This is a genomic window from Fibrobacter sp. (assembly GCA_024398965.1).
In the GTDB taxonomy this organism is placed as follows: domain Bacteria; phylum Fibrobacterota; class Fibrobacteria; order Fibrobacterales; family Fibrobacteraceae; genus Fibrobacter.
Genome location: JAKSIF010000027.1, coordinates 1 through 12,148, shown reverse-complemented (window position 1 = coordinate 12,148; position 12,148 = coordinate 1). Strand labels below are relative to the sequence as shown.

General features: G+C 51.7%; 11 protein-coding genes. 4 read left to right on the top strand and 7 right to left on the bottom strand.

The genetic code is table 11. The annotated features are described in order from the left end of the window. Positions 1 to 116: 116 nt before the first annotated feature. Both coaE and MJZ26_10615 read right to left on the bottom strand, forming a co-directional pair. Positions 117 to 656, bottom strand: coding sequence for a dephospho-CoA kinase (coaE, locus tag MJZ26_10620; protein MCQ2106232.1), 540 nt, complete (start codon positions 654 to 656; stop codon positions 117 to 119). 15 nt (positions 657 to 671) lie between these two features. Further along, positions 672 to 1,544, bottom strand: a complete 873-nt coding sequence (locus MJZ26_10615; protein ID MCQ2106231.1) for a DMT family transporter — start codon at positions 1,542 to 1,544, stop codon at positions 672 to 674. An 83-nt stretch (positions 1,545 to 1,627) separates the two neighbouring features. On the opposite strand from MJZ26_10615, the gene mscL reads away from it, so the two are divergent. Then, positions 1,628 to 2,074 carry a large-conductance mechanosensitive channel protein MscL gene (gene mscL, locus MJZ26_10610; GenBank protein MCQ2106230.1) on the top strand — a complete coding sequence of 149 codons (447 nt, stop codon included), beginning with the start codon at positions 1,628 to 1,630 and terminating at the stop codon, positions 2,072 to 2,074. 205 nt (positions 2,075 to 2,279) lie between these two features. Here the strand turns inward: mscL and recF are convergent, their stop codons facing one another. From recF to MJZ26_10590, 4 genes are read right to left on the bottom strand one after another with little or no spacing between them, the layout of a single operon-like run. Then, positions 2,280 to 3,467 carry a DNA replication and repair protein RecF gene (recF, locus tag MJZ26_10605; GenBank protein MCQ2106229.1) on the bottom strand — a complete coding sequence of 396 codons (1,188 nt, stop codon included), beginning with the start codon at positions 3,465 to 3,467 and terminating at the stop codon, positions 2,280 to 2,282. 11 nt (positions 3,468 to 3,478) lie between these two features. Next, positions 3,479 to 4,531 (bottom strand): hypothetical protein, encoded by a 1,053-nt coding sequence (locus MJZ26_10600; protein ID MCQ2106228.1) that lies wholly within the window; start codon positions 4,529 to 4,531, stop codon positions 3,479 to 3,481. A gap of 2 nt (positions 4,532 to 4,533) precedes the next feature. Beyond that, positions 4,534 to 6,192 (bottom strand): hypothetical protein, encoded by a 1,659-nt coding sequence (locus MJZ26_10595; protein ID MCQ2106227.1) that lies wholly within the window; start codon positions 6,190 to 6,192, stop codon positions 4,534 to 4,536. Between the two features lie 8 nt (positions 6,193 to 6,200). Further along, positions 6,201 to 6,752 carry an outer membrane lipoprotein carrier protein LolA gene (locus MJZ26_10590; protein MCQ2106226.1) on the bottom strand — a complete coding sequence of 184 codons (552 nt, stop codon included), beginning with the start codon at positions 6,750 to 6,752 and terminating at the stop codon, positions 6,201 to 6,203. 283 nt (positions 6,753 to 7,035) lie between these two features. On the opposite strand from MJZ26_10590, the gene MJZ26_10585 reads away from it, so the two are divergent. Both MJZ26_10585 and MJZ26_10580 read left to right on the top strand, forming a co-directional pair. Continuing rightward, positions 7,036 to 8,172, top strand: a complete 1,137-nt coding sequence (locus MJZ26_10585; GenBank protein MCQ2106225.1) for a hypothetical protein — start codon at positions 7,036 to 7,038, stop codon at positions 8,170 to 8,172. Between the two features lie 12 nt (positions 8,173 to 8,184). Beyond that, entirely contained in the window at positions 8,185 to 9,237 is a 1,053-nt protein-coding gene (locus MJZ26_10580) for an OpgC domain-containing protein (protein ID MCQ2106224.1), read from the top strand. 122 nt (positions 9,238 to 9,359) lie between these two features. Here MJZ26_10580 and MJZ26_10575 read toward each other — a convergent pair whose 3' ends face one another. After that, positions 9,360 to 10,421: a hypothetical protein gene (locus MJZ26_10575; GenBank protein ID MCQ2106223.1), complete on the bottom strand. Its 1,062-nt coding sequence runs from the start codon at positions 10,419 to 10,421 to the stop codon at positions 9,360 to 9,362. Positions 10,422 to 10,586: 165 nt separating this feature from the next. Between MJZ26_10575 and MJZ26_10570 the strand changes: the two genes are divergently transcribed. Then, on the top strand, positions 10,587 to 12,023 hold the full coding sequence (locus MJZ26_10570; GenBank protein MCQ2106222.1) for a glycogen/starch synthase: 1,437 nt from the start codon (positions 10,587 to 10,589) through the stop codon (positions 12,021 to 12,023). Positions 12,024 to 12,148: the final 125 nt, after the last annotated feature.

The following is a 12,148-nucleotide window of genomic DNA, read 5'->3' as shown; positions in this document are numbered from 1 at the left end:
AACCAATCCACATAAAAAACAGTTCTCATTCGAGAGCTGTTTTTTATTTCCTAACCGTCCGGGAGTTAGATATTCCCGACAGATATTCCCGACCTTGCATTAATCGTTACGAAGTATCAATCGTTACGGATGAACTTGAGCGTAAGGCCGGGGTACTTATCCCTAGGGAAAAGATCCATCCAGAACTCGTCGGAATCCTTATCCTTCTGGAGCGCCATACGGCGGGAGGCATCTTCCGGAGAAAGCCCGCGGGGGCCTGTTAGGCGACGAAGTCGCACCTCTGCCGGGGCGGTAACAATCCAGAGTTCATCCAGCATCTCAACCAGGTGGGGAACATTTTCAAAGAGGGCGGCTTCTACATAATCGGGAGATTGCCCCACGATGTATTCCGTAAGGGCCGGGTAAACCAAGGATTCCAAACGGCGGCGAGCAGATTCGTCCTTAAAGATTAAATCTGCAAAAAACTTACGGTCAACGCCTTCAGAAGTCAGGGCAGCCTTGCCAAACTCCTCAGCAATCTTCTGACGGAGCCTTTCGTCTGTTCCATAGAGGTAATGTACCGCGGTATCGGCGTCAATCACCTTGAACCCCTTCTTACGAAGGCCGTCCCCGACGTAGGACTTACCAGCACCGATCTGTCCGGTTATTCCAATCATGCAACGCCCTTTAAATTAACCCTTACCCAAGGCAATCATGCAAAGGCCCGTTATGATACCCAAAAGGGCCGCCCACTTGAGAGGGCTCTTACGTTCCTTGAACAACACGAGACCCGCAACAAAGCCAATTAGAACGCTGGAACGACGGAATACCGTAATCAAGGAAATCAGCGCATCAGGGTCGCCTACCGCCAAAAAATAGCAACGGTCAGCTACCGTCAGAAGCACCGCTACAAGCAGGAAAGTCCAACGGAACTTGAAGGGAGTAGTGGTCTTGCGCTTAGGGTACCAGGTAATGGCACAAACCGCAAATTGCCACAGGAGCATGTAAATACTGAACCAAACCTGAACCGTAGTGGGTTCAAAATCCATACGTTGCAAAATGAACTTGTCGTAGGCGCCACTGCAAGCAGCAAGCATGGTTCCAAGCACCATGCATATCACCCAACCATTGCTAAAGAAGTGCCCCATTTCCTTGCGGCCAGCCATGCTGAGGGCCACATAGCTGCAAAGGCAAACGGCAACGCCCACCCACTGCATAGCAAAGGGACGTTCCCCCATCAAGGTCACGGCCAGGAAAATGGTAAATACAGGTGCAAGCGCGCGAATAGTCGTTGCAATGGACAAGGGCAAATGAGCCAAAGCGTTGTAGGTCAAAATCCAACTTCCGCCCACGATCATAGCCTTTCCAGCCAAAAACAGGTGACTTTGCCAGGGAAGGCTCTGACAATTCCCTGTAAAAAGGACCGGAAGCATCAATAGGGCATAAAAGGCGCTGCACATGAACAGCACCGGACGGACCGCGTTATCCTGGACCGACTTTTTCTTGGCCAGGTCGTAAAATCCTAGAAACACAGCAGAAGCAAGGGCAAGAATCAACCATGACATAGCGCACACAATTTAGAAATACCACTTGCAAACCCCAAGGTTTAATGTATCTTTAACCCAAAACTCAACATAAGGAGCCCCAAATGGGTATCAAAGGTAAAGCAACATCCCTTCTTGACGAATTCAAGGCATTCGCATTCAAGGGCAACATCGTTGACATGGCTGTCGGTGTGATCATCGGCGGTGCATTCGGCAAAATCGTTTCCTCCTTCGTTAACGACATCATCATGCCCGCAGTTGGCGTCATGATCGGCGGCGTTGACTTCAAGGACCTCAAGGCAGAGCTGGTTGCTGCTAACGGCGACACTCCGGCTGTATTCATGAACTACGGCATGTTCGTTCAGAACATCGTCGACTTCTTCATCATTGCTATCGTGGTCTTCCTCGTCATGAAGAAGTTCATGGGCTTCATGCAGAATATGCGCAAGGCAGAAGAAGCTGCTGCAGAACCTCCTGCACCGCCGGCTCCTCCTGAACCGTCTGCAGAAGAAAAGCTCCTCACCGAAATCCGCGACCTTCTCAAGAAGTAAAATTCTCGCCGGATAAGAACGAGCAATGTTTTAAAAAGTCCGTGGCCCACAAAGCCGCGGATTTTTTGTTTTAAGGGCGTTCCCCGGCAAAAGCCGGGTCGGGTCCTATTCGCGAGCCCATTACATTGGTCCCGCTCACCGAGCCAGGGAACTGTCTCGGCCCTAAGGGGTTACGGCCCCTAACGCATTTCAGAAAAAGGCAGTCTTATTTCAGACAGATAACCGCATCGGCGGTGAATGGCAAATCCTCGATTTGCGGCGTCGCGATAACCACCTGGCATCCCTTCTCACGAATGAGCGACGCCACGGCGTCACGCCTATGAACATCCAGTTCCGCAAAGATATCATCCAGCAAAAGGATTGGCTTGCTTAAGTAGCGTGACGCCACATCCACCGCCGCAAAACGCATGGCAACAGCAGCGGACCTGCACTGCCCCTGGCTACCGACGGATCGCATCTCGTATCCGCCAATGCAAAGGCCCAGGTCATCTCGATGAGGCCCCGCCATAGTCATACCCTGAATCTTTTCCACAAATTCAAGACCGATGAGTTTTCGTTCGTAGGCAGCCCTCAAGGCGTTTTCGTCAACCACCTCGGCAGCGTCATAGGAAGGCGCACTTTCCGCAGCTACGGCCACACTACCGGGAACTTCATCCAAGTCATCCAAAAATTCCGCACCGTCCATAGCGTCCAGTTCCTTGAGAATGGAACTCTGGTAAGCGCAAGTGATTTCGTCCACGCCACCGGAAAGTTTCCGGTAATAGCCGGTTATAATCGGGGAAATTTCCTTTGCCAGCTGCAAGCGTGCAGCCCACAGCTTGGCGCCATATTCAATCAGCTGATCCGTCAAAACCCTAAAAAGTTCATCGCCGCCAACCGCAGTTCCTTCCTTCTTGAACTGCCTCAGCCACTGGTTGCGCTGCTGGAGGATTCGCTTATAGCGCCTCAGGATAGACGCATTGGCGGAAGATCTGTAGCAAAGAATTTCATCAAGCCAACGCCTACGCACTTCGGGCGCACCACGCAAGAGTTCGATATCCGAAGGCTGCATAATCACCGCGGGGCAGTTTCCGAAAAACGCTGCAGGCGACTTCATGCTTTCGCCGTTTTCACGTACATCAGCCCCACGGCGATGCACACGGATTCCGCGATTTCTGCACCCGGTTTCGTCTTCCAGCTCTCCCCGCAGAATAAGCTCGCTAGCCTTCCAGGCAATCAGTTCCTTCAAATCCTTGGCCCTAAAGGAAAAGCCTTGGGCAAGCAAGTGAATCGATTCAAGAATGGAAGTCTTTCCGCAACCATTGGGGCCATACACTACAGTAATCCCGGGTCCAAACTCCTGTTCAAACCCATTCAAACTGCGAACGCCATCAATGTGCAGATTCTTTATCACGTCAAAAAGCCTTAGGGAATGTTTCCACGGAGACCAAGGCTAAGAGGAGTCCAAAGGCCAGCTTCCGTTTCATAAATCAAGGCATAGTTCACGTCAAAGGGATACTTCTTCTTGCCAATACGGATTTCGAACTTGTAGCCCGCACCAACGGTCAGGTCCAAGTCGTCCATACCTAGGCGAAGCGTTCCATTCTGGATAGCTTCCCATTCAAAGCCAACTCGGCCTGTCCATACATGAACATCGGGATCGAAAGCCAGCAGTTCATCTCCAACCTGGTAGTCAATGGCTTCCATCCAGGCGTATACAGGCTTGCCCGCAATCCTGGAACGGTAACCCAGGCCAATCTGGAGAACCTTGGGTCGAATGCCTTCGGTGCTTGCCACGGAGTTATCGGTGCTGGTGTTCTTTGTCCACTTGGCACTTAGATTTTCACTGAAACTCAAGTTACGAATAACCACAGAGGAGGACCACTTGCTATTCCATTGACGAAGCCAGCTCAGGTTGATGGTCACAGGGCTTCTATAGTCATCCACCAGTTCCACACCCTCGAAGTATTCCCCCACATCCAGATTGTCATAACTCATGGAAAGGGAAAGGCCGAATGCGTCACGACGGGTTGCACGATAGGCAAAGCCCAGGTACATCATGGTAAAGTAGGGCGATGCCGTGCCCATGGTTTCGTCGTCTTCGTTAATCACGTCAAAGGCAAGGTCTCCGCGATAAAGCATGGCAAAGCCAACGCCCATGCGCTTACCCACCTTGGTTTCAACACCCACGGAACCGCCCATACGATCAAGGTCTCTCTTTTCGGCGTTCAACGTATAGGTGAAGTTTTCTCTAAATCCAAGGATAGCCGGGTTCCAGTAGGCAGCCGGCGACGAAGCCGTGTCAGCAGAACCGGTATTGCCTCGACCCAGTTCACGAGTACCTGCACCCATACGTTCTACAAAGCCATCAAAGCCACCGAGAGTAGCCTTGGGCGTAACAGCAAAGGAAGGAATTGCAGAACAGAGGGCAAGCGCAACAATCCCAAGGGCTCTAGTAATTCGTATTTCACAATTCATAATTACTTATGCCCTCCTACCGTCATGACCTTACCCCAACCCACATGACCATGATTATCCTTTACGCGAACGTAATACACGCCCATGGTACAGGCCTTACCATACTTATCCTTGCCATCCCAGAAATCTTCCTTGGGATTAGTACTACGGGATGCATCAGCATCACGATGAGCACTTTTCACAATGGTACGAACCTTACGCATGTCGTAACTAAAGACATCAATGGTAATCTTGGAATCCTTGCTTACCTTGTAAGAAACCAAGGACTGGTCGCCAGCCTCGATTACAGAGGGAACCATACGAACAGAACCAAGGTCATTGCCCAACTTGGCGCGGTTCAAGATAGGATTCCAGGTCTTGCCGGAATCTGCGGAAACTGAAATTCCGTTTCCGTATGTAGCGATGGCAAGACCAATGGTCTTGGAATTCAAGGGGAACGAACAGATGGACGTGATTATAACATCGCGGTCCGTAGCGCCGGTTTCATAACCGTAGAGCCACACGCCCTTGTCATCATCGTCGGTATCCCAGGCACGGATTCCTGCAGAATCCAGTTTGAAGTAACCACTTACGGAACTGCCCGCGGCCATCACGGCAACATAGGCTGTACTTCCAATAAAGGCTACGCCACTTACGGTATAGTCGCCATTGTCGTAAACATCCTTCTTTTCAACCTTGCCCGATACATCCAGGAAGTTCACCTTGGAAAAGTCCTTGTCGCCGGCAGACATCCTCCAGAGATTTCCCTTTACGGAAGATTCCTTACCCATGTAGGATGTTTCAGCAATAATCTGCAACGGCTCGCCACCCATCCAAAGACCTGTGACGCGGGCAGTCGTATCCAACACTGCAGAAGCCTTCTTAACAGATCCGTCACTTTCGCGAATCCACAGGCCCTTGGATGTAGCCATCCAGAGGTCGCTGGTTTCGGGATGCAACTTCACGTCGAATATGGCCGGGTTCTCCTTTGCCTTCCACTTGAAGTTCATCTTGGCGGTATCAAGCTTAGCTTCCTTATGGAACAGAGCGTACAGGCCGACCTTGGCCCCGCTCTTGGATACGTCATAGACCCCAAGGCCCGCCACACCGCGGGCAATCCAAAGCTTCTTGGCAGAAGAGTCATAGGCAAAACCGCTTACCGCATAGTTCATGGCGGTATCAAGTTCCTCGATTACCTCGGGCACAGCCAGCGGCGTCTCAATCACATCGTCCACGCCCCTCACAGAGAAAAATCCGGAAGGTTGCAGATAGTATCCGTCATCGTCCATCCCGAACATGGGGAGAACAAGGCCCAGCTTTCCAGCCATAGCTCCCGGGGTACGGCGGTGCTCTGCCATCACATCACTAAAGATTCCGTCCTGCACCGCAGTCAATGAATCCGCAACCTGTTCCTGTCTGGATTCGTCAACCTTCACATTGCCACCGCTACCGATGTCAAGAGAAAGCTTGGTCAAGCCGCTGTAAATGTCTCCGCGAGAAAACACCCACAGGGAGCCGTTCTCTCCGGTTTCATTCACGCTGAGGGCGTAGTTACTGAAGAGGGTTTCCGCAGCCATGGCAGGCATCGCCAGCATGGAACCTACGGCAAGAGCACGAACAGCAGTTCCAACGCGGGAAGCGGCGCTTCGCATAGCCTCGACTTTCAAGAAATCATAAAACATATTGCACCTTATCGCATGTCGATTTCATCGACACCCTTTACGGCCTTGTATCTAAAATCATCGGCGGCAACAGACTTTACCACCTTCAGGTTCACGATGTTATACCAGGAACCATTACCCGACGGATCTACAGTAAAGAGACGAACCGGAGAAAAATCCTTCTGGGAAAGCCATACTTCCATCTGGGTAAACTGCCCTGCATACTTAGAGGGGTCAAGCTTCAAGACCCAAAGTTTTTGCTTGTTGAACTCGCCCTCGCCAATTTCCTTGGCCTTGCAGTTCAAGTACTTGAAAAGCAACTCGGAAGGGTGAAGGGAACTGGACAGGTCTTCCACATCCTTAATCAGAACCTGCTTCTGTTCCACGTTGTACTGCCACATGCTTTCGCCATCGCTGTAGAACTTGATGCCGGCAATGTCCAGCTTGAAGCGGTCACCGTCGGCTACAAGCAGGCTACCCTGCTGGCTGGCAATATCCGGAGAGTCCGCATAAAACACCTGCACCTTGAAATCAAGGCTCCATGCCTTGCCCGTCTTGAACCAGGCCTTGGATTTTTCCATAGCTTGGTCTGCTGTAATGGAAAAGGAGTATTGGGCTGCACAAAGCAAAAAAAGGATTGCAGACACCAAATATCTATAAAACGCCATGCTGAACTCTCTATATATAATGATACCCTTCAAATTTACAAAAACGCGGTCTGGAACAGCACTTATGAAAACCCATCCCTAGGGATTTTTGAGAAAGCCCCATTTAACCCCCTTTTATGCCAAAAGCTTCTTTTTTTCCAGACGACGTTTTTTGTATCTTTACCGCAGAAAAATTTTAGCTAACTGGAATTATTGTATGCGCAAACTGATTTTGCCTGTTTCCTTGGCCGCATTGACCGCCGGATTTGCAACCGCAGCCGACATCGAAGTCCATGGTGATGTCAACTTTGACTACGCCAGCTACTTTGACGAGGATTTCGACCCCACAAACGCCGCCAACCAGGACATCAGCCTCCAACTTAAGGCAAACCTCGACGAAAATATCTCTGTGATCGTCAAGGGTGTTACCAACAGCACCTATACCGATGTCAACGGCAACCTGACCGAATCCGAAGTCCGTCATGGTCTTGCCCGCTCCACCGCCATGGGCGACGAAGGCCGCAGCAATTCCTTCGACTTCGACGGCGTTCAGCTCCGTTGGGACGTCACTCACGACGTAGCAGTCGTATTCGGCGACATGACCTACAGCGCAGGTGCCTACAACTACTACTTCTGGCGTGACGCCTCCCGCTACGCCGTGATCACCCGCGAAGAAAGCCTCCGCGGCGTTGGCGTAGAATTCGGTAACGAAAAATACGGCCATGGCCAGTTCTACCTGGGCGCAAACGACGCCACCGACCATACCGTGTCCATGTTCGCCACCTACGCAATCCCCCTGCTGAACCACCCCGACGAACACTTGATCTTGACTCCCAGCTTTGACTGGCTGTTCGGCTCCAACATCGGCCGTGGCTACACCTACGTACTCGGTACCGAGGTGGACTACTCCAAGAGCTACGAAAAGTTCAACTACGGCATCTACGCCGTTTGGGGCCTCCATCCGTACAAGGGCAACGGCGTACACTCCTTCCTGGTTGAACCCAGCATGAACTACAGCATCTTCAACCTGGGCTTCACCTACTTCTACGCCATTACCGACACCGAATACGACGCAGAACCCCAGATCTTTACCGACGATCAGATGTTGTTCGCAATCGAACCCAGCTTCAACCTCCACAAGAAGTTCACCATGGGCGTCAGCTACGAACACCACGATCCCGATACCGAAATCGATGACGACGAATACAACTTCCTGGGCATGAACTTCTACATGTACCCCACCATGAAGACCGAAGTCGTTTTCTGGTTTGGTTACAACTTTGCAGAAGAAGACAACAGCCCCTTCGGCGAAGCCAAGTTCGCCCTGGGTATGAGCGCCAAGGCAAGCTTCTAGTCTGCTGAAACCGTGAGAATCAGGGCTCTTGATTCCATCCGTGGTCTGCTGCTTTTGCAGATGACCCTGGACCATTTCGGCAAGCCCATTTCATATTACCTTTACCAGTGCTTCGGCTTCTTCAGTGCAGCCGAAGGCTTTTTTTTCCTATCCGGATTTGTAGGCATGCTTGCCGCCACAAGCAAGTCCATCAAGGATCCGTCCCAGTCCTGGATGCGCAAGCGATCCCTGAGAATCTGGATCTACCACTTGGCAACGCTATTCTTCGTCAGCGGCCTGGCCTACTTCGCCCTGACCCGCATCCAGTGGTTCTTCAGACCCATGTACAACCACCTGGGCCCGTCCATTCCCTTCTCAGCCATTCTGGCCTACACACCGGAATACCTGGACGTGTTGCCCCTGTACGTTATTCTGCTCCTTGTTGGCAGCATCACGTTTCCCCTATTCGTCAAGGCAAAGACAAAAATTCAGATTCTGTTGTTGTGGCTTCCAAGTCTCGTACTCTGGGCCATAGCCCTCACCGGCTCCATTGATTCCACGGTACACGAACTGTTTCCCAAATGGGTTAGCCACGGGGACTTCCGCCCCTTCTCCTGGCAGTTCATCTACTTCACAGGAGCAGCAGTCGCCGCCTGGTGGAAGCGTACAAGCGACGCCAATCGCCAGCTGGTAACAAGAATCACCCCCTGGTTCCTGATACCGTTCGTCTTCTGCTTCCTCTGGTCGCATCAGTTCATCCCATTGGAACTGCCCTCCGGATTCATGACCGACAAGCAGTTCGTTGGCCCCCTGCGTGCAGCAAACTTTTTCGTTTTCGTTTTACTCATTGCAGGCATTGTCCGCAAATGGCCAGCGGCCCTGGATTTCAAGGTGACCAACGTCATTGGAAGACACAGCCTCGACGTCTACACGGCACACATCGTTCTTCTCTACCTATGGTTCGCCATACCCGGAGACATCCGCTACCATGAGCCCTGGAACGTTCTCGCTCCCGTTGCAGCCTGCGTGCTTCTTTGGATTCTTTCAAAAATCCGCGAGCCAAAGTCGCCAAAACTTCCCAAGTAAAAAAAGCCCCGGTTTTCACCGAGGCTTTTTTATTTTGAAAACTCTTTCAAGTACGCACTCTCATCCTGTGAAGCAGCGAGCGAAGTCGTATGTTCTTCTCTAGACGAAAAGCGAGCGGTCTCTTACTGACCAAGGAACTTACGGCCGATACCGAATTCATCCTTATATTCGATGTAGTCAGGAACGAAGGACTTGTCGTAAGAGAAGCTGACGTTCACAGAGCACTGGAATTCGTTCATCAACTTGCCCTTCTGGCCCTTCTTGATAGCCTGCTTCTTCTTTTCGATCTTTTCCTGACCCTTCTTGCCGACCAGGACTTCAGCTTCGCACCAGCCGCCGCTAACCTTGGCAACAACTTCCTTGCCATCGGTAGAAACCAGCTTGATGCCATCCGGGTTCAGTTCGGTGTTGTTACCGGTAGAAGCCCAGAACTGGAGTTCGCCAGAGAGAGAGCCCGGAGCCATCTTGATGGTCGGCAGGGCCATGACGTAGCCCCACTTGTCCACAAAGCGCTTGCCTGCTGCATCGGCGATGTTTTCGCCAAAGATCAGGAAGTAGCCGCGAGTGGTCTTGCGGTTCTTGTTAAGAGCAGCCTTGACTTCGGCATTTTCAGGTGCAACGTATTCGAGGCGGAGGAGACCGAATTCTGCAACAACAGGATCGGATTCGTCCTTGATTTCGGGAATGCTCTTTGCAACCACGGCATTTTCAGCTTCGAGACGCAGGGTCTTTACGGCACCTTCGCCAATACCCTTGGACTTGGCATAAACCAAGGCAGTATCAATCTTGGCAAATGCGTTGATGACAGTATTGAAGTCGACACCTTCCTGGGTTGCCTGCTGCTTACCGATGGTAGCCATCTTGGTTACGTATTCTTCGATAACTTCGTTGCTCTTGACATCGGGCATGTTCACGCCAGCCTTGTCAAAGTAGCCGTTGATCAAGTCGCTGCTCAGATCCTTCTTGGCTTCTACTTCAGCAGCACGGACCAGTGCGAGGGTAAAGTTATCGTAGAATTCATCAGACATGCTACCCTTCTTCTTTGCTTCCAGGTAGGAGTTGATTGCATTGCGATAACGACCTTCCTTAAGATGTTCGTCACCACGCTTTTCATTGGTGCCCTTGCAGCCAACCATCGAGAAAGCGACAGCTGCAGCCAGGGATGCAAGAAAGATTTTCTTCATTTTTGATTCCTTCGGCGTTTATGTTAAAAACTTACGTTCGTCCAACTTAGACGGCCTTTTATCCGCTAAATTGGATGCTAGACCTTACAACATAAAAATAAATAAATAAATTTGTAACATACTTGCTACTGTAGGTAAAATTTTCTTTTGGAGATGGTTTTAGGAATGAACATCCTTGTCGTAAGCCCCGAAGCAGGCAACTGGAAACACACCAGTCCCCTGGCCACTGCGGTGAACCGCATGACCGACGCATTTGCTAGCGCCGGGGTTAAGGTGCTGACCTGCTCCCCCTTGTTCAAGGAGCTCATGGTAGACATCGACAGCTACAAGTGCGTCTTCCAGGGTACCGAAAAGCTTCAGGGAAAGACTTACGAAATCTGGACCTCCGAAAAGGACCCCCTCCACACCTACATTTTCAACGAAGAATATTTCGGCAGACCCGACGTCTACGGCCCCCCTGACGACGTCCCCTATACCGACAACCACATCAGGTTTGCATTCCTTGCGTCTGCCGCACTGTCTTATGCCGAAGCCAGCGGCTTCGAGTGCCAGTCCATCCTTGCCCACGAGTGGGGCGGAGCGCTGGTTGGCGCCCTGGCCAAAACGGTCTATGCAGACTACGCCAAGGGCATACCCTTCTTCTTCAACGTCCATAACATCACCTACGATTTCCACGTTCAGTCCAGCGAAATCGAGAAGATCGGCCTTCCCCGCGAAGACTACAACATGGACGGCTACGAATTCTGGGGCAAGGTAAGCCTGCTGAAAGCCGGCATTCTCTACGCAACCAAGGTGCTGTTCCCGTCTCCGGGCTACCGCGACGCCATGCTGAACACCAACCTTCCCGGTGGCCTCAGCGGTTTCCTCAACCGCAACGCCGACAAGCTTATCGGCGTGCAGTTTGGCGTAAGCTACCAGGTATGGGACTTCAACCGAAAAGAGAACCTCCCCATCAAGGAGGCAAAGCGCAAGGCAAAGGCTGCCCTCCAGCAAAAGCTCGGTGTCGACTTCAAGAACAAGATGGTCGTCTACGTCCACCTGGATTCTGAAGCAGGCAACACTTCCGAAACCTTGGCCACTATTCTTTCCGATGTGGCACACCTCAACGTCTTCATCATCGTCAGCGTCTCCGCAAGGGATGTCAGCGACTGGGAATACTACAAAGACTTCGCCCAGCAGTATCCAGACGTCATGTACCTGCAGAATCTGGAAGACGAAAAGAAGGACGGCCCTGAACAACTTCGCGACACACTGGCTGGTTCCGACCTGCTGTTTGCCGCAAGCCTCCGCGAGCCATCGTCCTCCATCATTCTCAAAGCCATGGCAGCAGGAACCCTGCCCCTCACCGGCCGTGCGGTGGGCGTGTCCTCCATGCTTACAAACTATTCTCTCGAAACTGCCGGCGAGGCAAACGCCTTCCTGGTAGACGACGCCAACGCACCCTACCTGATGCTGAACAGCGTCAAGGATGCAGTGAACGTTTACGAGACCGAAGTCGCCGACTGGGACAAGTGCGTGGTCAACGCCTACAGCGGTTTCCATTATGAGTGGTGCCGCACCATCAGCAAGTACCTGCTGATCCTTGGCGAAATGGGAGCATAGAGAAAGGGCTACGTCACTCCCTTTACACGTAAAAATTGCATATGAAAAAGACAGGCCTTACGACCTGTCTTTTTCAATGGAGCCTCTCGGGCTTGAACCGAGGACCGGCGGGTTATGAGTCCGCT